This is a genomic window from Metallosphaera yellowstonensis MK1 (assembly GCF_000243315.1).
GTDB lineage: Archaea > Thermoproteota > Thermoprotei_A > Sulfolobales > Sulfolobaceae > Metallosphaera > Metallosphaera yellowstonensis.
Map to the genome: position 1 here is coordinate 475,688 of NZ_JH597768.1, position 22,517 is coordinate 498,204.

21 protein-coding genes, 1 tRNA gene and 1 pseudogene are annotated in these 22,517 nt (G+C 45.5%); 17 read left to right on the forward strand and 6 right to left on the reverse strand.

The window, feature by feature from the left end:
• Positions 1-3: 3 nt before the first annotated feature.
• The 6 genes from METMK1DRAFT_RS10180 to METMK1DRAFT_RS10205 are packed head-to-tail and all read left to right on the forward strand — an operon-like array spanning position 4 to position 8,427.
• The gene (locus METMK1DRAFT_RS10180; RefSeq protein WP_009073696.1) at positions 4-3,378 is read left to right on the forward strand and encodes a DNA-directed RNA polymerase subunit B; all 3,375 of its coding nucleotides are present in this window, start codon (positions 4-6) and stop codon (positions 3,376-3,378) included.
• Entirely contained in the window at positions 3,371-6,031 is a 2,661-nt protein-coding gene (rpoA1, locus tag METMK1DRAFT_RS10185; RefSeq protein WP_009073698.1) for a DNA-directed RNA polymerase subunit A', read from the forward strand. Before METMK1DRAFT_RS10180 ends, rpoA1 begins: the two co-directional genes overlap by 8 nt.
• A 5-nt stretch (positions 6,032-6,036) precedes the next feature.
• Positions 6,037-7,212, forward strand: a complete 1,176-nt coding sequence (gene rpoA2 / locus METMK1DRAFT_RS10190; RefSeq protein WP_048087947.1) for a DNA-directed RNA polymerase subunit A'' — start codon at positions 6,037-6,039, stop codon at positions 7,210-7,212.
• 10 nt (positions 7,213-7,222) lie between these two features.
• Positions 7,223-7,537, forward strand: a complete 315-nt coding sequence (locus METMK1DRAFT_RS10195) for a 50S ribosomal protein L30e (protein ID WP_009073703.1) — start codon at positions 7,223-7,225, stop codon at positions 7,535-7,537.
• 7 nt (positions 7,538-7,544) lie between these two features.
• Positions 7,545-7,976: a NusA-like transcription termination signal-binding factor gene (locus tag METMK1DRAFT_RS10200; protein WP_009073705.1), complete on the forward strand. Its 432-nt coding sequence runs from the start codon at positions 7,545-7,547 to the stop codon at positions 7,974-7,976.
• Positions 7,977-7,986: 10 nt separating this feature from the next.
• On the forward strand, positions 7,987-8,427 hold the full coding sequence (locus METMK1DRAFT_RS10205; protein WP_009073708.1) for a 30S ribosomal protein S12: 441 nt from the start codon (positions 7,987-7,989) through the stop codon (positions 8,425-8,427).
• Between the two features lie 4 nt (positions 8,428-8,431).
• On the opposite strand, the gene METMK1DRAFT_RS10210 is transcribed toward METMK1DRAFT_RS10205, so the two are convergent.
• Positions 8,432-8,896 (reverse strand): bifunctional nuclease family protein, encoded by a 465-nt coding sequence (locus tag METMK1DRAFT_RS10210; RefSeq protein ID WP_009073710.1) that lies wholly within the window; start codon positions 8,894-8,896, stop codon positions 8,432-8,434.
• Positions 8,897-8,980: 84 nt separating this feature from the next.
• Between METMK1DRAFT_RS10210 and METMK1DRAFT_RS10215 the strand changes: the two genes are divergently transcribed.
• The 6 genes and pseudogenes from METMK1DRAFT_RS10215 to METMK1DRAFT_RS10240 form a co-directional block, all read left to right on the forward strand.
• Positions 8,981-9,565, forward strand: a complete 585-nt coding sequence (locus METMK1DRAFT_RS10215; RefSeq protein WP_009073712.1) for a 30S ribosomal protein S7 — start codon at positions 8,981-8,983, stop codon at positions 9,563-9,565.
• A gap of 54 nt (positions 9,566-9,619) precedes the next feature.
• Complete coding sequence (gene tuf, locus METMK1DRAFT_RS10220; protein WP_009073714.1) at positions 9,620-10,927, forward strand: translation elongation factor EF-1 subunit alpha; 1,308 nt, start codon at positions 9,620-9,622, stop codon at positions 10,925-10,927.
• A gap of 27 nt (positions 10,928-10,954) precedes the next feature.
• The gene (rpsJ, locus tag METMK1DRAFT_RS10225) at positions 10,955-11,263 is read left to right on the forward strand and encodes a 30S ribosomal protein S10 (protein ID WP_009073716.1); all 309 of its coding nucleotides are present in this window, start codon (positions 10,955-10,957) and stop codon (positions 11,261-11,263) included.
• A gap of 34 nt (positions 11,264-11,297) precedes the next feature.
• A tRNA-Ser gene (locus tag METMK1DRAFT_RS10230) sits at positions 11,298-11,397 on the forward strand.
• 60 nt (positions 11,398-11,457) lie between these two features.
• Positions 11,458-12,042: an IS607 family transposase gene (locus METMK1DRAFT_RS10235; protein ID WP_009073718.1), complete on the forward strand. Its 585-nt coding sequence runs from the start codon at positions 11,458-11,460 to the stop codon at positions 12,040-12,042.
• Positions 12,026-13,310 (forward strand): annotated as a pseudogene (locus METMK1DRAFT_RS10240) (RNA-guided endonuclease InsQ/TnpB family protein); the annotation flags it as partial. The gene METMK1DRAFT_RS10235 and the pseudogene METMK1DRAFT_RS10240, both read left to right, overlap by 17 nt.
• 68 nt (positions 13,311-13,378) lie before the next feature.
• On the opposite strand, the gene METMK1DRAFT_RS18250 reads toward METMK1DRAFT_RS10240, so the two are convergent.
• The gene (locus METMK1DRAFT_RS18250) at positions 13,379-13,546 is read right to left on the reverse strand and encodes a hypothetical protein (RefSeq protein WP_009073726.1); all 168 of its coding nucleotides are present in this window, start codon (positions 13,544-13,546) and stop codon (positions 13,379-13,381) included.
• 272 nt (positions 13,547-13,818) lie between these two features.
• Here METMK1DRAFT_RS18250 and METMK1DRAFT_RS10250 point away from each other — a divergent pair, with 272 nt between their 5' ends.
• Entirely contained in the window at positions 13,819-15,132 is a 1,314-nt protein-coding gene (locus METMK1DRAFT_RS10250) for a cobyrinic acid a,c-diamide synthase CobB (RefSeq protein ID WP_048087822.1), read from the forward strand.
• Here the strand turns inward: METMK1DRAFT_RS10250 and METMK1DRAFT_RS10255 are convergent.
• On the reverse strand, positions 15,110-15,862 hold the full coding sequence (locus METMK1DRAFT_RS10255; protein ID WP_009073729.1) for a DUF2208 domain-containing protein: 753 nt from the start codon (positions 15,860-15,862) through the stop codon (positions 15,110-15,112). The genes METMK1DRAFT_RS10250 and METMK1DRAFT_RS10255 overlap by 23 nt on opposite strands.
• Before the next feature lie 82 nt (positions 15,863-15,944).
• Here METMK1DRAFT_RS10255 and METMK1DRAFT_RS10260 point away from each other — a divergent pair, with 82 nt between their 5' ends.
• Positions 15,945-16,385 carry a hypothetical protein gene (locus tag METMK1DRAFT_RS10260; RefSeq protein ID WP_155812400.1) on the forward strand — a complete coding sequence of 147 codons (441 nt, stop codon included), beginning with the start codon at positions 15,945-15,947 and terminating at the stop codon, positions 16,383-16,385.
• Between the two features lie 29 nt (positions 16,386-16,414).
• Here the strand turns inward: METMK1DRAFT_RS10260 and METMK1DRAFT_RS10265 are convergent, their stop codons facing one another.
• From METMK1DRAFT_RS10265 to METMK1DRAFT_RS10275, 3 genes are read right to left on the reverse strand one after another with little or no spacing between them, the layout of a single operon-like run.
• Entirely contained in the window at positions 16,415-17,161 is a 747-nt protein-coding gene (locus tag METMK1DRAFT_RS10265; RefSeq protein ID WP_009073733.1) for a beta clamp domain-containing protein, read from the reverse strand.
• The gene (locus METMK1DRAFT_RS10270) at positions 17,161-17,463 is read right to left on the reverse strand and encodes an RNA polymerase subunit Rpo13 (protein WP_245544620.1); all 303 of its coding nucleotides are present in this window, start codon (positions 17,461-17,463) and stop codon (positions 17,161-17,163) included. Before METMK1DRAFT_RS10270 ends, METMK1DRAFT_RS10265 begins: the two co-directional genes overlap by 1 nt.
• Positions 17,464-17,469: 6 nt before the next feature.
• Entirely contained in the window at positions 17,470-18,831 is a 1,362-nt protein-coding gene (locus METMK1DRAFT_RS10275) for an ATP-binding protein (protein ID WP_172634131.1), read from the reverse strand.
• Between the two features lie 313 nt (positions 18,832-19,144).
• Here METMK1DRAFT_RS10275 and METMK1DRAFT_RS10280 point away from each other — a divergent pair, with 313 nt between their 5' ends.
• Genes METMK1DRAFT_RS10280 through METMK1DRAFT_RS10290 form a run of 3 tightly spaced genes read left to right on the forward strand, consistent with a single transcriptional unit; the run spans position 19,145 to position 22,460 of the window.
• On the forward strand, positions 19,145-21,868 hold the full coding sequence (locus METMK1DRAFT_RS10280) for a DEAD/DEAH box helicase (protein WP_048087829.1): 2,724 nt from the start codon (positions 19,145-19,147) through the stop codon (positions 21,866-21,868).
• A gap of 46 nt (positions 21,869-21,914) precedes the next feature.
• Positions 21,915-22,205, forward strand: coding sequence for a 50S ribosomal protein L14e (locus tag METMK1DRAFT_RS10285; protein ID WP_009073742.1), 291 nt, complete (start codon positions 21,915-21,917; stop codon positions 22,203-22,205).
• The gene (locus METMK1DRAFT_RS10290) at positions 22,206-22,460 is read left to right on the forward strand and encodes a tRNA pseudouridine synthase A (RefSeq protein WP_009073744.1); all 255 of its coding nucleotides are present in this window, start codon (positions 22,206-22,208) and stop codon (positions 22,458-22,460) included.
• Positions 22,461-22,517: the final 57 nt, after the last annotated feature.

Consider the following 22,517-nt stretch of genomic DNA (forward strand, 5'->3'; position numbering starts at 1 on the left):
GATATGCTCTCCATAGACGATAGATGGATAATTGTAGAGGCCTACTTCAAGTCAAGGGGGCTGGTGAGACAGCACCTGGACTCCTTCAATGATTTCGTAAGGAATAAGCTCCAAGAGATAATTGATGAACAAGGAGAGATAACAACGGAAATACCAGGACTGAAGATCAAATTGGGCAAAATAAGGGTGGGAAAGCCTAGGGTGAGGGAGGCAGACAAGGGAGATAGGGAGATAACTCCAATGGAAGCTAGGCTGAGGAACCTAACCTACTCTGCCCCAATCTACCTTACCATGATTCCCATCGAGAACAACATAGAGGGAGAGCCGATAGAAGTTCACATAGGTGACATCCCGATCATGTTAAAATCCTCTGCTGATCCCACCTCAGAGCTCAGCCCTGAAAAATTAGTAGAAATAGGAGAGGACCCAAAGGACCCAGGCGGTTATTTCATCATTAATGGCAGTGAACGCGTCATAGTCACCCAGGAGGACTTAGCCACAAATAGGGTCCTGGTGGACGTTGGGAAATCCGGCTCCAACATAACTCATACTGCAAAGATAATTTCGAGCACGGCAGGCTATAGGGTGCCCATAACTATAGAGAGACTTAAAGACTCCACAATTCACGTTTCTTTTCCCGCAATGCCTGGTAGAATACCTTTTGTAATTCTAATGAGGGCCTTGGGGATATCAACAGATAGAGACGTCACTTATGCCGTCTCTTTGGATCCAGAAATCCAAAACGAGTTACTTCCCTCCATTGAACAGGCAAGCTCGATAGCAACTAAAGAGGACGCGCTGGACTTCATAGGAAATAGGGTAGCTATAGGCCAGAAGAGAGAGATGAGAATACAAAAGGCAGAACAGATCCTAGATAAGTACTTCCTCCCCCACTTAGGTACGTCTCCATCAGACAGAATGGCTAAGGCGTACTATCTGGCTTTTGCCGTATCTAAACTGATAGAGCTTTATCTAGGTAGAAGGGAGCCCGACGATAAGGATCACTATGCCAACAAGAGGCTCAAACTGGCGGGAGACCTCTTCGCCAGTCTCTTCAGGGTCGCGTTCAAGGCATTTGTGAAGGATCTAGTGTATCAGCTCGAAAAGTCTAAGGTGAGAGGTAGAAGGTTAGCCCTGAACGCTCTAGTGAGGCCCGATATCATCTCAGAGAGGATAAGGCATGCTTTAGCTACTGGGAATTGGGTTGGCGGTAGAACAGGAGTAAGTCAGCTCTTAGACAGGACTAACTGGCTATCCATGCTCAGCCACCTAAGGAGGGTCGTATCGTCCTTGGCCAGGGGCCAACCAAACTTCGAAGCGAGGGATTTGCACGGTACGCAATGGGGTAGGATGTGTCCCTTTGAAACTCCAGAGGGTCCCAACAGTGGACTGGTCAAAAACATAGCCCTACTAGCTCAGATTTCAGTGGGTATAAACGAGAGGAACGTTGAGAAGACCTTATACAATCTAGGCGTAACCCCAGTGGACGAGATCATAAGGAAGGTGGAGGCTGGGGAGGACGTTTCGGAATATCAGGGTTGGAGTAGGGTAATATTAAACGGTAAGTTAGTGGGCTATTATCCTGATGGAGAGGAGCTAGCTCAAAAGATCAGGGATAGGAGAAGAGAAGGAGAGTTGAGCGATGAAGTCAATGTAAGTCACATGGTCACGGAGAGCTTCGATGAGGTATACATAAATTGTGATGGCGGGAGGGTCAGAAGGCCACTCGTAGTGGTCAGGAATGGCAAGCCTTTGGTCGCGAAGGAAGACATCGAGAATCTGAAGAAGGGCAAGATCACTTTCGACACCTTGGTGAGGGAAGGCAAGATCGAATTCCTAGATGCCGAAGAGGAGGAGAACGCTTTAATTGCCATGGAGCCTAAGGACGTAACAAAGGATCATACGCACTTGGAGATATGGGCCCCTGCCGTTCTAGGCATAACTGCCTCAATAATTCCTTATCCAGAACACAACCAATCACCTAGGAATACATACCAGTCAGCTATGGCCAAACAGGCTTTGGGACTATATGCTGCCAACTATCAAATACGTACTGATACGAGAGCTCACCTTCTTCATTATCCTCAGAAACCCATAGTCCAAACTAGGGCATTAGAAGCGATAGGTTACACAGAGAGGCCTGCAGGGAATAACGCAATCTTCGCGTTGATGTCCTATACAGGGTATAACATGGAGGATGCGGTGATCATGAACAAGTCCTCCGTGGACAGGGGGATGTTCAGGTCAACGTTCTTCAGACTTTACTCTGCTGAAGAGATAAAATATCCCGGAGGTCAAGAAGATCAGATACTCCTTCCAGAGGCTGGAGTTAGAGGATATAAGGGAAAAGAGTATTATAGACTCTTGGAGTCAAACGGTATCGTTTCGCCTGAGGTAGAGGTCAAGGGTGGAGACGTGTTAATAGGGAAGGTAAGCCCTCCTAGATTCCTCCAAGAGTTTAAGGAATTATCACCAGATCAATCCAAGAGAGATACATCAATCATAACCAGGCACGGTGAGAGAGGTACGGTAGACCTAGTATTGGTCACAGAGACATCTGATGGTAATAAATTGGTTAAAGTGAGGGTGAGGGACTTGAGGATACCGGAGATCGGTGACAAGTTTGCCACTAGACACGGTCAAAAGGGAGTGATAGGAATGCTAATACCTCAAGTAGATATGCCCTATACGGTAAGGGGTCTCGTGCCTGACATTATCCTCAATCCCCACGCTCTTCCCTCTAGGATGACGGTAGGACAGATCATGGAGGCCATAGCGGGCAAATATGTCGCTGCTTCTGGTCATCCTATAGATGCCACGCCGTTCTACAATTTACCCATCGAAGAAATCCAGAAGAAGCTTTCGGAGCTAGGATATCTTAGCGACGGAACAGAAGTGGTGTATGACGGAAGAACAGGTGAGAAAATAAAATCGAGAATATTGTTTGGCATAGTGTATTATCAGAAGTTGCATCATATGGTGGCAGACAAGATGCATGGTAGGGGAAGGGGTCCAGTCCAGATATTGACCAGGCAGCCCACAGAGGGTAGGGCTAGGGAAGGTGGACTTAGGTTTGGAGAGATGGAGAGGGACTGTCTGATAGGATATGGAGCGGCAATGTTGATTAAAGATAGACTTCTGGATAACTCAGACAGGGCGGTAGTGTACGTATGTGATCAGTGCGGCTACGTTGGATGGTACGATAGGGCCAAGAACAAATATGTTTGCCCTATACATGGAGATAAGACCACGTTATCTCCAGTAACAATTTCCTACGCATTTAAGCTATTGTTGCAGGAGCTTATGAGTATGGTAATTGCACCCAGGTTAGTTCTTGGCGATAAAGTATCAATAGGAGGTGGAAATTCCAATGAGTGAGAGGATACAGCTTAACGAAAAGATAGTGAAGGGTATAAGGTTTGGGATTCTTTCACCAGATGAGATAAGGAAGATGTCCGTCACTGCCATAATCACTGCTGAGGTTTATGATGAAGACGGTACCCCGATAGAAGGGAGCGTGATGGATCCTAGACTGGGAGTCATAGAGCCAGGTCAAAAGTGCCCAGTATGCGGTAACGTGATAGGTAACTGCCCTGGACACTTTGGGCATATCGAGCTGATAAGGCCCGTAATTCACGTTGGCTTTGTCAAGCACGTCTATGATCTCCTGAGATCTACTTGCAGACGTTGCGGTCGAGTTAAGTTACATGAAGACGAAATCCAGAAGTACAAGAAGATCCACGAGGCTATAAAGAGGAGGTGGCCCTCTGCTGCTAAGAGACTAATAGATTACGTGAAGAAGAGTTCGATGAAAGCCCCCACATGTCCTCACTGTGGGGAGAAACAGCTCAAAATTAAGCTAGAGAAACCATATAATTTCTATGAAGAGAGAAAGGAAGGTATGGTAAGGCTAACCCCATTAGACATTAGGGAGAGGCTAGAGAAGATTCCAGACTCTGACGTGGAATTGCTAGGTTACGATCCCAAGAGTAGCAGACCAGAATGGATTATACTTACGGTATTGCCAGTACCTCCAATAACTATCAGACCTTCCATAATGATAGAGAGCGGAATTAGAGCGGAAGATGACCTAACCCATAAGCTCGTGGATATAGTCAGGATAAACGAAAGGCTAAAGGAGAGCATAGATGCTGGAGCCCCTCAACTTATAGTGGAGGACCTTTGGGATCTCCTCCAATACCACGTGGCGACCTATTTCGATAACGAAATTCCAGGGCTACCTACCTCAAAGCATAGGTCAGGGAGACCCTTACGCACTTTAGCCCAGAGACTGAAGGGAAAGGAAGGTAGATTTAGAGGCAATCTTTCCGGTAAGAGGGTGGACTTCTCAGCTAGAACAGTGATATCTCCAGATCCCAACATAAGCATAGATGAGGTGGGAGTACCTTACGATATCGCACAGATACTCACAGTACCTGAAAAGGTCACCAAATGGAATCTTGACAGACTGAGGGAATACGTGATCAATGGTCCTGAAAAGTGGCCAGGTGCCAATTATGTAGTGAGGCCCGATGGTAGGAGAATAGACCTAAGATACGTTAAGGATAGGAAGGAACTCGCATCTACGTTAGCTCCCAACTTTGTGGTAGAAAGGCATTTAATAAATGGGGATGTAGTGATATTCAATAGACAACCATCTCTTCACAGGATATCCATGATGGGCCACAGAGTCAGAGTTCTTCCTGGCCGCACGTTTAGACTAAACCTATTGGTCTGTCCTCCATATAATGCTGATTTTGACGGAGATGAGATGAACCTCCACGTACCCCAGTCAGAAGAGGCCATAGCAGAGACGAGGGAGTTAATGACGGTTCACAGGAATATCTTAACCCCTAGGTACGGGGGCCCCATCATAGGTTCCGCCCAGGATTACATTAGCGGAGCATATCTACTTACAGTTAAGACTACTCTCTTGACCGAATCCGAGGTTCAGACTATACTTGGAGTTGCCGATATCTCCAAGGCATTAGGAGAACCTGCGATCCTTGCTCCTAAGAGACTCTACACAGGGAAACAGATCCTCAGCTATTTCCTACCTGAAGACTTTAACTTCCACGGTCCAGCCAACATATCTAGCGGGGTTAGATCATGTAAAGACGAGGATTGTGCCCACGACTCCTTCTTGGTAATAAAACAAGGTAAGTTACTTATGGGTGTACTAGATAAGAAGGCACTAGGAAATCAGCAACCTGAGAGTGTCTTACATTGGTTAGTACGAGAGTATAGCGAGGATTATGTCCTTTGGCTCATGGATAACCTGTTCAAGGTTTTCCTAAGGTTCGTTGAGCTTCACGGTCTCACAATGACTTTGAGTGACGTTACAATACCCCCTGAGGCATCTGAAAAGATAGCCGAGAGAGCTAAGGATGCCAGGAAGAAGGTATTAGAGCTGATCGAACTGTACAAGCAAGGGAAGCTGGAACCCATCCCTGGAAGAACTATGGAAGAGACTCTGGAGAGTTACATCCTTGATACCCTAGACAAGCTTAGAAATGAGGCAGGAGAGATCGCCACTGCCTATTTGGATCCCTTCAACAACGCCTATATAATGGCCAGGACAGGAGCTAGGGGAAGCGTGCTTAACATAACTCAGATGGCCGCAATGCTGGGACAACAGTCGGTGAGGGGAGAGAGGATAAAGAGGGGCTACAGTGATAGGACGCTCCCCCACTTTAGAAGGGGGGACATCTCGCCAGAAGCTAGAGGCTTCATCTATTCTTCGTTCAGGAGCGGTCTTAATCCGGTAGAGATGTTCTTCCACGCAGCAGGCGGAAGGGAAGGTCTAGTGGACACGGCAGTCAGAACATCTCAAAGCGGATACATGCAGAGAAGGCTAATTAATGCTCTTTCTGACTTAAGGATGGAATATGATGGAACGGTTAGAACGTTATACGGAGAGGTTATCCAAACCATATATGGTGGAGACGGCGTTCATCCCATGAGAAGTGCGCATGGTAAAACAGTGGATGTTGATAGAATAATAGAGAGAGTAGTTGGATGGAGGAGGTGAAAGAGTTGATATCGGAGTCGGACATGAAATTCCTGGAAGAAGAGCTTCAGCTGATCAGTAACACTTTACCTAAAAATGTGGTAGCGAAATTAAGGGAGGCAATACTCAACAGCCAAATACCCATAGAAAGGGACGAAATAAAAAAGATAATCGATGAGGCAGTTAAGGATTATCTGGGCTCTCTAGTACACCCTGGTGAGGCAATAGGCGTAGTTGCTGCACAATCGATAGGAGAACCGGGTACGCAGATGACTTTGAGGACATTTCACTTTGCAGGAGTAAGGGAACTCAACGTAACTTTAGGCCTGCCTAGACTGATCGAGATAGTGGACGCTCGAAAGGTTCCCTCAACTCCCATGATGACTATCTACCTGGAAAAGGAGTATGCTAACGATAGGGAAAAGGCCCTTGAGGTAGCGAGAAAAATAGAATATACGAGGATAGAAAACGTGGTTGAGACAGTGAGCCTTGATGTGGCCTCTATGTCAATATCTCTACATCTCGATCCCACGTTACTGGAAGACAAGGGTCTTACAGTAGAGGATGTAGAGAAAGCCATAAAGAAACTGAAGCTAGGTAAGTATGAGATCGAGAGGCCTGATGAGCGTACCATACAGATATCATTCGAGTCCATGGACAGTATAACGGCACTGTTTAAAGTAAGGGAAAAGATTCTCTCAACTAAGATCAAAGGAGTTAAGGGGATAAAGAGGGCCATAGTGCAGAAGAGAGGGGAGGAGTACGTCATAATCACAGATGGTTCAAACCTGGAGGGAGTTCTCGGAGTTAAAGGTATTGATATAAGGAGAATAGAAACCAACAACCTACACGAAGTGGAGAACGTGTTAGGGATAGAGGCTGTAAGGGAGTTGATAATGAAGGAGATAAAGAGGGTTCTGGACGAACAAGGCCTGGATGTGGATATAAGGCATATAGAGTTGGTATCCGATATAATGACGAGGACAGGTGAAGTGAGACAAATAGGACGTCACGGAGTGACAGGTGAGAAGACCAGTGTCCTGGCGAGAGCAGCATTCGAAGTTACGGTGAAACATCTCCTCGACGCCGCGGCCAGAGGAGACATGGAAGAATTTAAGGGCGTAGTAGAAAACATTATAATCGGCCAACCAATAAAATTGGGTACAGGAATGGTAGAGCTTTTAATGAGGCTTGGCGGTTAGGTGAAAAGTTATGTCTCAGTCTATAACTTTCGAGTCAGAGATAAAGGTCCTCTTGAAGACCGGAAGGGTGATCCTCGGTAGCAAGAGATCTGTCAAGGCCTTGAAGGCTGGTAAGCTGAGAGGAATAATCTTAGCTTCCACAGTAAGGAGTGACATAAGAGAGGATGTGAAGAGGTATGCGGCTTTAGCTGGAATTCCAGTGGTGGAGTATAGGGGAAGTGGATGGGAGTTAGGTACGTTAGCCGGTAGGCCTTTCCTTATATCAACTATAGGTGTAGAGGATCCTGGGGAGTCAAAGATCCTAGAACTATCGCAGACAAGGTGATACGGGATTGCCTGATATCAAGTTAACTCCAGAAGAAATGCGTTACATGTCACTTTTTCAGGACGTTACAAGGGTTACAGTTAGGGACTGCGTAATTGACGAGGAGGGGAACAGGATAATATTTTTGGTAGACCCAGAGAACATGGGTATGGCCATAGGGAAGGGAGGTTCAAACATCAGGAAGCTCAAAAAAATTATAGGAAAAGACATAGAAGTTGTTGCCTACAGTGAAAACTTGGAAGATATAATAAGGAATCTTATGTCTCCTGCTAGAGTCAGAAACGTTAAGCTGATCGATAGCAACTCCAAGAAAACCGTTCATGTGACCGTGGATCCCCAGGATAAAGCCATAGCCATAGGGAAGGGAGGGAAAAATGTAATGAGGGCCAAAATAATTTTAAAAAGATATATGGACATAGACTCCGTGATAATAAACTAGAGGTGTCCTTTTGGTAGGAAAATCTCCTAAGGGTATATTCGCGGCAAGGAAACTGAGGCTCAAGAGATTGAAGTTTAGATGGAGTCAGAGGAAGTTCAAGACTAGAGTCCTTCAATTGAAGAAGAGATTTGATCCACTTCAAGGAGCTCCGATGGCTAGGGGTATAGTTCTTGAGAAAGTGGGTATAGAGTCTAGGCAGCCAAATTCTGCTGTACGCAAATGCGTTAGGGTTCAGCTGGTCAAGAACGGTAGAGTAGTCACTGCGTTCGTCCCAGGTGACGGAGGAGTTAACTTCATTGATGAACACGACGAGGTCATAATAGCTGGTATCGGAGGTACTTTGGGGAGATCTATGGGAGACCTGCCGGGAGTAAGATATAAGGTGATAATGGTCAACGGTGTCTCTCTGGACTCGTTATATAAGGGTAAAAAGCAGAAGCCGGTCAGGTAAATCTCTATTTCCTAAAACCCCTCTCCTGGGATCTGTCGACCAATTCCTTTTTGACCAATATGGGCTTACCAGTTAAGAGAGCTAGATATATGGCGTGGCTCGGTATCATTCTCTTCTGAATAACCAGTCCCCCGAAATTGAGCTCCAAGGTAGCCAGGTATATATCATCCAGGATTCCATCTATGGCTATATACGTTACCCTCTTGCTTAACTGCTCCGTTATCTCCGGGATGAATGAAATTATATCATAAACAGTCTCACGCTTAGCAAGTTCTGATGTGTAGGTAGTCTCTACCTGGTCTGGTCTTAGGAGCTTATTTATAGCCTGAACTATATCTGCGGGTACGTAGAACAGATTAAACTCCCTTCCGTCCTCCAAATAGCACACTATTACTGGTACCCCATTCATTGGCGATATGAACGCATCTACCTTACTGACCTTGATGTACTCCTGTTCCTGTGCAACCATTAATTCTAATGTTACCCAAGAAGGCTATTAAACCCTTTATGAATAGTTATTTTAACTTGTCGGACGTCACTAAGAGGGAAGAAAATGGATAGTTACCAACTCTCTGAGCTGGACATAAGGGTCTTTGGGAAGTGGGACACCAATGTTGAGATAAGGGATCCCAGTCTAAAGAAGTATATTTCGTTAATGCCAGTCTACCTTCCCCATTCAGGAGGCAGGCATGAGCATAGAAGGTTTGGAAAAGCTAAGGTTTCAATCACTGAAAGATTGATAAATGAATTAATGAGACCTGGTAAGAACAAAGGAAAGAAAGTCTTAGCGTACAACATCGTGAAGGCGACTTTCGAGTTGATAGGTACTAGGACAGGACAAAATCCGATACAAATTCTAGTGAGAGCCATAGAGAACTCTGCTCCGAGGGAGGAAGTTACAAGGATAATGTATGGTGGAATAGTTTATTATGTAGCAGTAGACGTTGCCCCTCAACGTAGGGTTGACATAGCGTTAAGGCACCTTGTGGAGGGAGCTAGAGAAGTGTCGTTCAACAATCCCAAACCCATCGAGGAGGCCTTAGCGGACGAAATAATTTCGGCTGCTACGGGAGACCCAAAGAGTTATGCAATAAGGAAGAAGGAAGAGATGGAAAGAATAGCCCTAAGCTCCAGATAAATAGCTAAACTTTTATTAACTGGATGGAAGATTGCGGTAGGGAGTTGAAGCTACATGTCTCAAAAACCGCACTTGAATCTGATAGTAATAGGCCACGTGGATCACGGTAAGAGTACTTTAGTAGGAAGGCTTTTGATGGAAAGGGGTTTCTTGGACGAAAAGACGATTAAGGAGGCAGAAGAGGCAGCCAAGAAGCTAGGCAAGGAGTCGGAGAAGTATGCGTTCCTCTTGGATAGGCTGAAAGAGGAGAGAGAAAGAGGCGTAACCATTAACTTAACCTTCATGAAGTTCGAGACTAAGAAGTACTTCTTCACAATTATCGATGCACCTGGTCACAGAGACTTCGTCAAGAACATGATTACAGGGGCCAGTCAGGCTGACGCAGCAATATTGGCAGTCTCAGCCAGGAAGGGGGAGTTTGAATCAGGAATGAGCGTTGAGGGCCAGACCAGGGAACACATAATTCTCGCGAAGACTATGGGTCTAAACCAAGTGATCGTGGCTGTTACTAAGATGGATGCCACCGAACCTCCCTATGATCAGAAGAGGTTTAACGAAATAAAAGACACCGTGGAGAAGTTCATGAAGTCCTTCGGATTCGACATGAGCAAGGTTAAATTCATTCCGGTAGTGGCAATAACTGGGGAGAACGTCACTAAGAGATCAGAGAATATGAAATGGTATAACGGACCAACTCTAGAGGAGGCCTTGGACGTACTTGAGATACCTCCTAAACCAGTGGATAAGCCACTCAGGTTACCCATTCAGGAGGTCTATTCAATCTCCGGTGTCGGTACGGTACCAGTGGGCAGGGTTGAGAGCGGAGTTTTGAAGGTCGGAGACAAAGTCGTGTTCATGCCAGCAGGTAAGTCCGCTGAGGTAAGATCTATCGAGACCCATCACACCAAGTTGGAGAAGGCGGAGCCTGGTGATAATATAGGATTCAACGTCAGGGGTATCGACAAGAAGGATATAAAGAGAGGCGACGTAGTGGGTCATACAACTAATCCGCCAACAGTCGCTGAGGAATTCACTGCGAGGGTAATAGTGGTCTGGCATCCTACAGCTTTAGCAGTGGGATACACTCCAGTAGTCCACGTTCACACCGCAAGCATAGCATGCAGGGTTTCTGAGATAGTGTCCAGGTTGGATCCAAAGACAGGCAAGGAGGCAGAGAAGAACCCACAGTTCATTAAGCAAGGGGAGTCTGCTATAGTGAAGTTCAAACCTATCAAGCCCCTGTGTGTAGAGAAGTTCAGTGAGTTTCCAGCCTTGGGCAGGTTCGCAATGAGGGATATGGGAAAAACGGTGGGCGTCGGAGTAATAAACGACGTCAAGCCCAGTAAGATAGAGATAAAGTGATTTTTCCCTTAATACGGTGTTGGTTTTATGCCCAATAAGGCCAGAATCAGACTTTGGAGCACCAATGTTAATGATCTCAATTACGTTGTTAACCAGATAAGGGCGATAGTAGAGAAGACCGGTGTAAACATGAAGGGACCCATCCCATTACCTACCAGGAGAATGGAGGTTCCAGTGCTCAAACTCCCCCACGGAGAAGGCAGGAAGAAGTGGGAGAAGTGGGAAATGTCTCTACACAAAAGGGTCATTGATATAGCTGCTGACGAGAGAGTTATGAGGCAACTGATGAGGGTAAAGGTCCCAGAGGACGTATACATAGAGATTCAGCTTATATAGTCCATGTAGGTAATGGTTTTTTGTGTGACATAGTGCCGGGGTGCCCGAGCGGACCAAGGGGCTGGCCTGGAGTTATGCACGGACAGCCAGTGGGGGCCAACCCTGCGCGGGTTCAAATCCCGCCCCCGGCGCCATAGTCAACAGTTTCCGATAAGCCGTGAAGTTTATATACTTTGTATGTGAGTTTAATTATAATGCTGAAACCTAAGGAAGTGTGCCAAAAACTGGGAATATCCTACCGCACGTTGCAGAGCTACGTTAAGAAAGGGTACATAAAACCAATAGTACTACAGAGCGGGAAGTGGAGGTTCAGGGAAGAGGATGTCGAAAGATTGATGGGAATTATTAGAAAGAGAAAAGTGATACTTTACGCTAGGGTATCATCAAATACACAAAAAGATGATTTAGTAAACCAAGTTAAATACCTAGAAGAGAACGTTAAGGAATACGACCAGGTGATAACAGACGTGGGATCTTCATTAAACATGAAGAGGAGAGGATTCGTCAAGTTGTTAAGTATGATACTGAATAACGAAGTATCAAAAGTAATCATAGCCTACCCAGACAGACTTGTTAGGTTCGGCTTCGAGATACTTGAGGAAGTGTGCAAAGCGCACAACTGCGAGCTCGTGGTGTTGAACAGGGAGGACAAAACACCAGAGCAGGAACTGGTCGAAGACTTAATCTCTATACTAGTCTCCTTTAGCGGAAAGTTGTATGGTATGGGGAGTCACAAGTATGAGAAGGTGAAGAAGTGCATCGAGGAAATTAAGGCCTAAATCGTTTCAACCAGAGGAGGAATACGTCTACCTAACTTACTCCCTGAAGAATGATAAGGGGGAGAGAGCAGGGTACTGCTGGAGAACTACAAAAAACTACTGCAGAGGGCTTTAGACTGGTTATGGGAGAGGATCAAGGTTGAGAGGAGAGAGATCAGGAGGGATAAGAAAGTCCTCACGAAGGTCAAGATAACCCTCCCAGAGAAGAAGGGAGTGTACAAGACGTTGAGGGATGAACTGGAAAAGGTCAACGTCCTAGCTTCCCACTACGTGGATAAGGCAATAAGCGACGCTTACTCCGTGTTGAGGAGCTGGAGGAGGAGGGCCGAGAAGGGGCGAGCTTCACTGAGGAAACCTAAACTGAAGAGAGTTTACGTAAGGGTTAAGTCTACTCTGAGGAAGGTTGAGGGTGAGAGTGTGAGGATTACTGTAAGACCGTATGAGTACATTACCTTCTCATGATCCCACACCTGGTTTTCAGGGAGGGTCAAAGGGTTAGAACTGGGTGAGCCCGTGATAAAGGAGGACAAGGTTCACCTACCATTCCGTTACAGATTACCCTGGTTTACTCCCCTAGACTTCCTGGCAGTTGACAGTAACCTCTACACGCTGGACGCTTACGACGGCGAGAAGTTCGTCACTTTCTCCTTGAGGGAGTTGTACAGCCTTAAGTTTGGGATGGAGTTGAAGAGGGGTAGAATCAAGTCCTTCGCTTCAAAGCACGGTAGGAAAGGGAAAGTGTTGATGGAGAAGTACTCACACCGTGAAAGGGACAGCGTCCTAGATTACGTTCACAAGTTCGTGAACAAGTTGCTGGAGATGTATCCCGTGACTACGTTCGCTATAGAGAAACTGAACAAACAAGAGATGTTCCAAGACGCTAACGACAGGTTTTCTAAGAAGATTTCAAGGACTGTATGGAGGTCGATCCACCGTGTGTTGAAGTACAAGGCCCCACTATACGGCTCCCTAGTTAAGGAGGTGAACCCGCATTTAACTTCCAAGTCCTGCCCCAGATGTGGACGGGTTTCCCGAAAGGTAGGACTTTTCGTTGTGAGAGGTGTGGTTTCACCTTGGACAGGCAACTGAACGCATCCCTCAACATCTTCCTCAAGATGTGCGGGTTTCCCCAACTCTTTCTCACTCCCTCTGGGAGTAGGTGGGTTTAGGTTACCCCGTTAAGGGGGCGGAGGAGTAACGGGTTTCCCCGCGACCCCTGTGAAGCTCAAGGGCTGAGGATTGGATACAAATTCATGAAAATTCAATGAAGCCCGAACCCCTTGAAGCTAAAATCAATTGTAACCATACTAGATGTGGATGGATTTTCCGCTTGTCCCTACACTTTCATTTCACTCATCTTATGTTCAATCATGATGAAGTGTAGGGACTTAGCCCTCAACCACCCACCAGCCTTAACGGTAGGTGGGTCATGGGACTCCTTTGAGCCCAACGGCACGGGGCTCACATCCCAGATCACTCCCACCCTTTTGGGCAGAGCCCACATCGGCGTGAGAGATCATCCTTTATCAACAAAAATATTATAAACAATATAAAAAGATTTCTATTAATGTGAAAAAGGATTCAGCCCAAAGGTAGGTAGTAGTCTCAAGATATGCTGGTTTCCCTACGCTCGTGGAATTCAGCAGGTGTGGTCGGGGTCGCTCCTATAGGTTTCTCCTCTTTCTCTAATATTATCCGAACTCTACAGTAAACCCTGAAACAGTGTTAACAAAAGAGTTCTTAAGGCCCAGAGATACTAAACTTACCGCGAATATCTTGCATCTCCCTCGACTTATAGTAAGTTCCGACAGGAGCGGTTCAGGGAAGACACTCATTTCTTCAGGGATAATGGCGGCGTTGGCAAAAAGGCTTAAGGTTAGAGGTTACAAGGCCGGACCCGATTTCATAGACGGGGGTTACCATAGGCTGGCCACAGGAAGGCCCTCAATCAACTTGGACCTCTTCATGATGGGGGAGGAGGGCGTGAGGAGGAGCTTAGTAAAGTACTCCAGAGGATTCGATTTGGCTGTAATTGAGGGGGTCATGGGATTATACGACGGTCATGGCATGAGTTATAGTACCTTCCAACTTTCTAAAACGTTGAAGACACCCATCGTCCTAGTCGTGGATTGTAGTGCTATGGGTAGCACGGTAGGCGCAATAGTCTATGGGTTGAAGAGCTATGCAGGGGCTGACGTTAAGGGAGTGATATTTAACAGGATAAGTTCTGAGGGACATTTCAACTACTGTGCAAGCGGAGTAAAGGATGTAAAGATTCTAGGTTATATTCCCTTTGTAAAGGATATTAAGATCCCCTCTAGGCACCTGGGCCTATTCACTACAGAAACTCTTAGGGACGCAGAGAGGATAGTGAAGGAGGTAGCCAGTCTAGTAGAGAGCTACGTTGATTTGGATTCAGTGATGGAGGTAGCAGAATCGGCAGGCAAATTAGAACTAGAGCCAGAGAGTCATGAGAGCCCTGAAACGAAGACTCATGGAGTTGCAGCAGTAGCCTACGATCAGGCGTTTAGTTTTTACTATGAAGAGAATTTAGACAGGTTAAGGGAGAGGTATGAGCTAAGGTTCTTTAGTCCTCTAGAAAATGAGAGGGTAGAGGACGCTGATTTCATATACATAGGAGGTGGGTACCCAGAGCTCTTCACCTCTGAGCTGAGTTCGGCACACTTGACAAAGAAGTGGATATTAGACTCAGCAAGTTCTGGAGTACCCATTCTGGCTGAATGCGGGGGACTAATGTACCTTTCTAGGTATATTAAGGGACAGGATCAGACTAAACGTGATATGGTAGGACTTTACGACATAGGAATTTTCATGCCTGGGAAGCTCACCTTAGGCTATAGAAGTCTCAAGTCCATAAGTCCAAACATGTTGGCCGATGAGGGAGACAGCATAAGGGGTCACGAATTTCATTACTCCGCTCCCGAATACGTCAATGAGAGTAGGTTCGCTTTCAAAACAAGTAGTGGGAAAGGTATCAAGGACGGTTTAGATGGAGCCATCACAAATAACGCTATCGCTCTCTACACTCATCTTCACTTCTCAAACATCAAGAAGAGGACTGTCTTTTGAGCTCAAGCCTCTTCACCCTCTCCAACATTTCCACTAGCTTGTCCACGTCTTTAGCGTAAAGTCTTATCTTGTAGGGATACTTGGCTGAAGTAGAGTCGATTTCAACGTATTTTTTCTCCCTATTTAATACCATGTTCGAATTAAGGAGATGCTTAGCGTGAAGGAAAACCGACATTCCGCCAGAGCCTATTATCCCCTTTTCGGTCACCTTATAACTTAACGGTGCCATAGTAGACATCATTGAGGGTCTAAATAGTCTCCTGTAAACGAAGAAGCCGAACAGATATATCACTTCGAAGTAAGCCAAATATACTCCAAGTCTGTAGTAGGGATCAGTTTGTGCTGTTGCTAGTTTGGAAACGTAATTATAGACGAAAAACAAAACGACAATATATATTAAATATGAGAATAACATCATCATGTTCTTCTTTGCAAACTGCATGTACTCTCTCTGGTAATCTTGATCCTTTGTTATGAGCTCATTGGCGTTCTTTTCCTCATATAGTGTGCCAGAGTTGGCCACCTCAAGCATCAACTTCCTATCCCTCAACATCGGATTGGACTTGTAAGTCATGGAGAAAGTTATCGCCATAATTATGATGAAATATGAGATAAACGCCTCCAAGAAGTACTTGGGGTAGAAGCCTAGGATAATGGAAATCACAATGAGATATCCTTGGCTTATTGCAGCAAATTTCCAATTATAAGGATTGGGAGTCGTCGATGACATACTGAATGCTATATATCGAGCTACCTTATATAGTTATATAACAATGAGGGATCTCTATGTGACACTCCTGTTGATCACCACGATGCTCCTGGGAGGAGCCTCGTATACATTCCATTACCATCTCAATTCCCTCAACGAGGATGTTTGCCTGAAGGTTACCATTGAGCCTTCAGTTAATGTATCTGTCTATAATTTATCTGATGGAATAGCCATAAATTTTCAGAATACCCTCAAGAACGTCACTACAGGTTTGGAATACGAAGTGTTAAATTCTACTTCACTATTTTTCCCTTTATTTCAGTTTAAGCCCAATTCAACGTACCACGCAGTTATAGAGACCAAATATGATCAATTTGAAGTCATCATATCGGTTGAGAGGATTGAGGAGGGCAGTTTAACGTTAGGCCAGGATAGAACGCAATTAAACCAGGGCACAGGTTACTTGGTATACCTCTTTGGGCTCATGGTCGTATCAATAATTCTATCTTTCTTCCTAAAGAAATATAAAAAAGAATATTTCTAAAATACGAGCAGATTAGTAATTTACTTCTCTCATAATCTAGGGGCAACCCAGAACTTTATCAGGGCACCTCTATCCAGGATCACCTGAGTCCTGAGGGGTATACCCGAACCGAACCCAACTTCCAGTTCGTCTGAAAAGTTAAGGGTAGACGCCAGTTTCTCCAGGACTGGCAAACTGTACCTTGCACTTCCAGGACTTTCAATTTCAAGCTTAGATAGGGGTTTCGAGTTTCTCAGATGCGCTACGTATCTCTTCCCTAGTTCCTCAACCTCGGCTATCACTTCCTCGGCTTCTGATCTCAACGTTATCTCCTCCCCAACTTCAAGGCCCTCATCCACTAGCATCTTCAGAGTCTCTCCTTTCATGACGAGGATCGTCGAGGGAGTGACATTAGGCTCCTTCAGAACCTGTGGTTCTGCTTTAGCTCCTTTCAGGTAAAGGTTAGTCCTAGTACCGGTCTTCTCATCTCTCACCGTAATCCTTATACCGCTTTCCGTTTCGGATATCTCCATACTAGACCTACTCGACTTAGCCTTGGCAAAGATCTTCTTTATCTCTCCCAAATCCAGCTCTATTGACAAAGGCTTATCGAGTGAATACTCATCTAGAGCATCCCTAGGGACGCTTATCACACCCATCATAACCTTATCTTCTGTCAAATGTTTACTGTTTATTCCTTCATCTGTAAAATTAAGGATAATCTTCTCTGTAATCTTAGACATGGAAGAAATGATATAGTAGAAGTCCTTAGAACTCCCATAAATGAGCCTAAACATTATTCTCCCTTACTCTTCTTCGTGCTCTTACTCTTTTTAGGGCTTTTCTTCTTTGACGCTTTAGACTTCTCAGATTTCGTCTGAGTAGTAGACGAGTTTTCCTCGAAGAGTCGTTTAGCCTCCTCTATGCCAATCTTGCCAGATATTAACTTGTACCACACCTCCGTATTCTTAGAGAGTAACTCTATGTCTTGCAAAGACATAGCTGGGACTCCTTCTTCCTCATCTTCTCCCCTTATCTCTTCGGCTCCACTATTGGGAACGTCCTCCCCTTCGTCAAAATCCTCAGACAAATGGCTCACCACTTATCAGTTTAGGCTGACCATTAATAATTCATCTGTATCGGAATCTCTTGTTATTAATTCCCCCCTATTCAGTTGCATTAGCATTTCATATATAGCCTTGAACGCTTCCGGATGAGAACCCCCCAATAATTTTGAAACGTATTCCAGTTCCCTCGGATCCCTCATATTAAAAATGAAGAGCGAATCTGAGTTATTTATTGCCTTCTCTATGCCATCTTTGGTCTGTGAAACTAAGACTACTCCGTAACCGAACTTCCTACCTTCCGCAAAGAACCTTTCAGCGATACGCTCCCCAGCCTCCCTTGAGACCAGGAAAGGGGCCTCATCTATTACTATCATTCTCCTCAGCCCAGAACCGCCGAGCTTGTACATATTATGCATAATACCGTTTAGGAGTGTTATCATTATAATATACTTTATTTCATTGGAGGGCAGGCCCGAGAAGTCCAGGATCACTGAGCCCTTTATGAGTACGTCCATGTCAACTTCACCTCTCATAAAGACGCTAGAGTCCAGGAACCTGAGGTACGTCTCTAAACCTTCCAACCTCGACATTTCCTCGCTACGAATCGAGAGCTTCTTCTTTTTTTGGAGCAGGGAGATCACGTCCTTAAAGGTAGGAGGGGGTAAGCTCCACGTCCTCTGATCCTCCTCATAAATCCCCTTATCCTGGTAAGCCTCTAACAGTAAGCTGAAGAAGTCCATAGTCTGAAGGTGGCCGAGGTTAAATACCGACTTTAAAGCAATGGCGACCTCAAGGGCCCTGTCCCTGGGGGAGAAGCCAAAGAGCGAGAGGGGGTTAACACCAGTCTCAGAAAGGTTGATGGTATTTGCGGAGGGAATTGAGTACTCCCCGTGAAGATCGAAGATGATAAATGGTAATCCAAGAGACGTCATCAGTTTCTTTACTAAGGTTGATTTCCCAGTACCACTGGATCCTAGAACAACAGAGTTGTAGTTCTTTCTCTCGGCTAGGTCGATACAAAGGTTGCCCTCTCCCTCAATCCATTCGTATCTATAAGTGTTCGGCAGAGAGGTTCTCCTTCTCTTAAGCACTCTCCGGATATTTCCCACACAAACCCCTCGACCTTTCCTGATGGGGTTTTGGGAGAGTAGGTAGGGTAGACTTATCCAGGAGAGTGAAGAGATGGGGGCTAAGTAAACTCTCCCTATCCAGGCAGCGATTAGTGAGTCCAAGACAGATCCTAAGAATAGGTAGATAGAGCCACTGAGTATATACCCTGTTACCGCAAAGGCCAAACCTATTGGTATTAACCCAACTCTAGGTTTGGTGATTATATACCGCTTGAAGTCTATTCTCTCAGGAATCGTCCTATGCACGACGTACCAGATGGACGAGCCCAAAAACGTTCCTCCCACATATAGAGAAAATATTAAAGGATCCATGGGAATACTTAGTAGAAATAAAACTGAGTATAGAGAGGCAATATTCAAAACTGAGAGGAGAAGAGAACGGGTCAGGAGAAGGGTTAATAACCCATAAGATGAGGCGAAAGCTAAGAAGATTAGAAGAGGAATTGAATAGTAGCCCGGGATGATAATCTGTGAGTACTTTAGCACCAGTGCGGAGCAGATCATCAGCGATTGTAATACTACGAACCTTAGCTCCCACATAATATACTTTAAACCCCACCACGCAAACCTAAAAATACACTTCATGTCTACCACGTCTCAAGACTTCATAAGGAAGCTCAGGGAGTCAGGTTATGTCAACCTTACCCCCATACAGAGGTTAGCCATCCCTAAAGTCCTCTCTGGGACTCACCTGCTCATTATAGCGCCAACAGGCCACGGTAAAACTGAGGCAGCGATAATCCCCATCATGTATAATATCTACATGAAGAGACCTAAAAAAATCTCAGCTCTCTATCTAACACCTCTGCGAGCTTTAAATAGAGATATACAGTACCGATTAGATAAATTAGGTCAGTCCTTCCAGATTAAGGTATCCACAAGACATGGGGATTCCACAAGAAAGGAAAGGAGAGACCTATTACAAGATCCACCAGATCTATTGATCTCCACTCCAGAGACACTACTTTACTTGTTGGTTGACAAAAGGGTGAGGGAACTCCTGACCGGTGTCAGGTGGGTCGTCATAGATGAAGTCCAGGAGATGCTTGATGAGAAGAGGGGGTACGAACTATCGGTAATGCTCCAGAGACTAAGGCTTATAGCGAGGAATCCACAAATGATAGGGCTCTCTGCGACATTGGGAGACGTGGAACTAGCCAAGACCTTCCTCAGTACTGAAGGTGAAGTGGAAGTAGTCAAGATTGAGGGCATAAAGAGTTCCCAGATCATCATCGAAATACCCAGTTATAATGAAGAGCTAGTGAACGAAGCGGTGAAGCACAGACTAGATCCTAGTTTGATGTCCAGATTGAAGAGATTGAAGGAGATAATTGAGGAGAATAGGCCAGTCCTCATATTCACCAACACTAGAGAGACAGCTGAGTTCCTGGCAAGCGAGCTCACTACTCTTTACGGACTTAAAGTGGCCTCCCATCACGGCTCCCTATCTAGGGAAGTGAGGGTCAAGATAGAGAGGGAGTTCAAAGAAGCTAAGCTAGACGCCCTGGTAGCTACCTCAAGTCTCGAGTTGGGGATAGATATTGGAAGTATAAACCTAGTGGTTCAATACATGTCACCGAGGCAAGTCCTTAGACTCCTTCAGAGAGTAGGAAGGAGTGGGCACTCCATTGAGAAGACATCTAGGGGAATAATCCTACCCGGGAACAGCCTCTTTGATGTCCTGGAGTGTCAGGCCATATACGAGGCCTCTAAGAGGGGATATATAGAGCCAGTTATCTATGAGATGAACCCCCTTGACGTAGTGGCTCACGAGGTCGTGGGTATGGTACTCGAGGGAATAACTTCCCTAGACGAGATCTTGGATATATTTAGGAAGTCTCCCTTCTTTAGATCTCTATCTCTTGAAGATTTGAAAGAAGTTGTGGAACAGTTGGAGGCCGAGAAAATATTAGTGGCAAAGGAGGGCAAACTGAGGTTGGGTAGGAGAAGCTGGAGGTATTATTTCACCACAAACATGATACCAGACTCCAACAGGAGTTACATAGTCGTTGAAGTCGAGACCGGCATGAAGTTGGGGAACCTAGACAACCAATTCGTTACCGGCCTAGAGGAAGACAGCATATTTGTGTTAGGAGGCAGGCTCTGGAAGGTCATATCTATAGAGGAAGGCAAGGTCTTTGTGAGTAGGGCAGAACCTAAGAAGGGCATTCTACCCTCATGGTTCGGTGAGTCCATCCCTGTGGAGAAAGAGATATCCATGATGGTATACAGCTATCTTTCTGAGATGATGGATGGAAAGAGGGAAGGGGTACAGGAGGTGTCGGAGAAAATTAAGGAACATGTTAGAAGGAATTATCCTAAGCTAGGTCCTAATAAGATCGTTGTAGAGCTTGTCGGCTCAGACCTCGTGGTCGTCCACTCTCCGTTTGGAAGTAGGGGTAACAATACCTTGGGAACTCTCCTTAGTGCAGTTTTGGGGTCGGGAAAAGGGCTTAGACCCACCTTCCGTAGCGATCCGTATCACGTAGTCATAGCCTCGGTCTCCTCCCTCTCATTGGAAGATATTGAATTCGCCATTAAATCGCTCAGGGAAATGGATGAAAGATACGCCACTTCCGTCTTAAGCGAAACCCTAAAGGAGACACCTCAATTCAAGTGGGCATTGTTCACGGAGGCCCAACGCTTCGGTGCGGTGGAGAAGGGAGCAGACATAAAGCTCACCCAGCATGTACTTAGGACCTTCTCAGACACTGTGGTAGGGAAGGAGGCAGTAAAGGAACTTCTGTCTAAACACCACGACCTCTCTGTCCTAGAGGCGTTGAGACAAATGGACTGGGAGGTAGTTAGGGTACCCTCACCTTCTCCTTTAGCCCAGGAGTTCCTGGACAAACTCATGGTCTCCTCAACCTCTGAGGATAAACCATTAATTCTTGAAGTCTTCAAGAGGAGGATGCTGTCTAAGGAGATCTTACTGGCGTGTCTTATCTGCGGTTGGAATCAAAGACTCAAAGTGGAAGATACGCCTCAGAGGTGTCCTAAATGCGGTTCGATTTTCCTTACGGCCACTTACCCTGAGGACAAGGAAGCGTTACAGGTTATCCGAAAGAACATCTCTGGGGAGAAGTTGAGGAGAAATGAGGCCAAGAGATTGAGTGAATTGAAGAGAGTTGCCTCTCTCTTCTCTAACTATGGGAGGACAGCTCTAGTGGCATTTGTGGTCAGAGGTGTGGGACCGTCTAACTTGGGGAGACTGCTGTCGTTTTTAAGTCAAGGAGAGGATGTATTTTATAGGGAATTAATGGAGGAAGAGAAGAAGTTCTTGAGATATAGGAAGTTCTGGCAGTAAGTTTTTAATGTAAACGTGAGCTTTGACATTCGAGTGGTGTAGTTATATGGCTTTGATAGAGGTGGGAAGAATTTGTGTCAAATTAACGGGAAGAGAGGCAGGAAGTAAATGTGTAGTTGTTGATATTATAGACAATAACTTCGTCTTGGTTACCGGACCTAAGAACGTGTCTGGAGTTAAGAGGAGGAGGGCTAATATCATGCACTTGGAACCTACCGACAAAAAGGTCGAAATAAGTAAAGGGGCTTCCGACCAGGACGTAGAGGCTAAACTGAAGGAGCAGAACTTGATAGAGTTCATGAAGGAGAAGGTGAAACCAAAGATACCCGTGGTCTAAATGGATTTTTATCCATTCGTGTTGAAAATAGATGAATTTTGTGGCTACACTAAACGCTGGATCTTCAGGAAGGAGTATCAACCTGCAGGAAATTACGGGAATTACGCTGACAATAGACCTATTCAGAGTCTGATCAACTCATCCATTCTAAATATAGATAAACCCCCAGGACCCACCAGTCACGAGGTGGCGTATTGGGTAAAGACCATGTTCAAGTTGGATAGAGTAGGTCATGGAGGGACCCTAGAGCCCTAAGGGGCGGGGTAATCCCAAAGTGACTGGAGTCCTTCCCATAGGCTTAGGCAAGGCCAC

What these genes read in the sequence shown, in the direction of transcription:
- rpoA1 (WP_009073698.1), top strand. Translation starts at nt 3,371, where the DNA reads ATGAGTGAGAGGATACAGCTTAACGAAAAGATAGTGAAGGGTATAAGG.
- METMK1DRAFT_RS10195 (WP_009073703.1), top strand. Translation starts at nt 7,223, where the DNA reads ATGTCTCAGTCTATAACTTTCGAGTCAGAGATAAAGGTCCTCTTGAAG.
- METMK1DRAFT_RS18250 (WP_009073726.1), bottom strand. Translation starts at nt 13,546, where the DNA reads ATGTGGGCTCTGCCCAAAAGGGTGGGAGTGATCTGGGATGTGAGCCCC.
- METMK1DRAFT_RS10215 (WP_009073712.1), top strand. Translation starts at nt 8,981, where the DNA reads ATGGATAGTTACCAACTCTCTGAGCTGGACATAAGGGTCTTTGGGAAG.
- METMK1DRAFT_RS10180 (WP_009073696.1), top strand. Translation starts at nt 4, where the DNA reads ATGCTCTCCATAGACGATAGATGGATAATTGTAGAGGCCTACTTCAAG.
- METMK1DRAFT_RS10290 (WP_009073744.1), top strand. Translation starts at nt 22,206, where the DNA reads ATGGATTTTTATCCATTCGTGTTGAAAATAGATGAATTTTGTGGCTAC.
- METMK1DRAFT_RS10235 (WP_009073718.1), top strand. Translation starts at nt 11,458, where the DNA reads ATGCTGAAACCTAAGGAAGTGTGCCAAAAACTGGGAATATCCTACCGC.
- METMK1DRAFT_RS10260 (WP_155812400.1), top strand. Translation starts at nt 15,945, where the DNA reads ATGCTCCTGGGAGGAGCCTCGTATACATTCCATTACCATCTCAATTCC.
- METMK1DRAFT_RS10280 (WP_048087829.1), top strand. Translation starts at nt 19,145, where the DNA reads ATGTCTACCACGTCTCAAGACTTCATAAGGAAGCTCAGGGAGTCAGGT.
- METMK1DRAFT_RS10255 (WP_009073729.1), bottom strand. Translation starts at nt 15,862, where the DNA reads ATGTCATCGACGACTCCCAATCCTTATAATTGGAAATTTGCTGCAATA.
- rpsJ (WP_009073716.1), top strand. Translation starts at nt 10,955, where the DNA reads ATGCCCAATAAGGCCAGAATCAGACTTTGGAGCACCAATGTTAATGAT.
- tuf (WP_009073714.1), top strand. Translation starts at nt 9,620, where the DNA reads ATGTCTCAAAAACCGCACTTGAATCTGATAGTAATAGGCCACGTGGAT.
- METMK1DRAFT_RS10265 (WP_009073733.1), bottom strand. Translation starts at nt 17,161, where the DNA reads ATGTTTAGGCTCATTTATGGGAGTTCTAAGGACTTCTACTATATCATT.
- METMK1DRAFT_RS10210 (WP_009073710.1), bottom strand. Translation starts at nt 8,896, where the DNA reads ATGGTTGCACAGGAACAGGAGTACATCAAGGTCAGTAAGGTAGATGCG.
- METMK1DRAFT_RS10285 (WP_009073742.1), top strand. Translation starts at nt 21,915, where the DNA reads ATGGCTTTGATAGAGGTGGGAAGAATTTGTGTCAAATTAACGGGAAGA.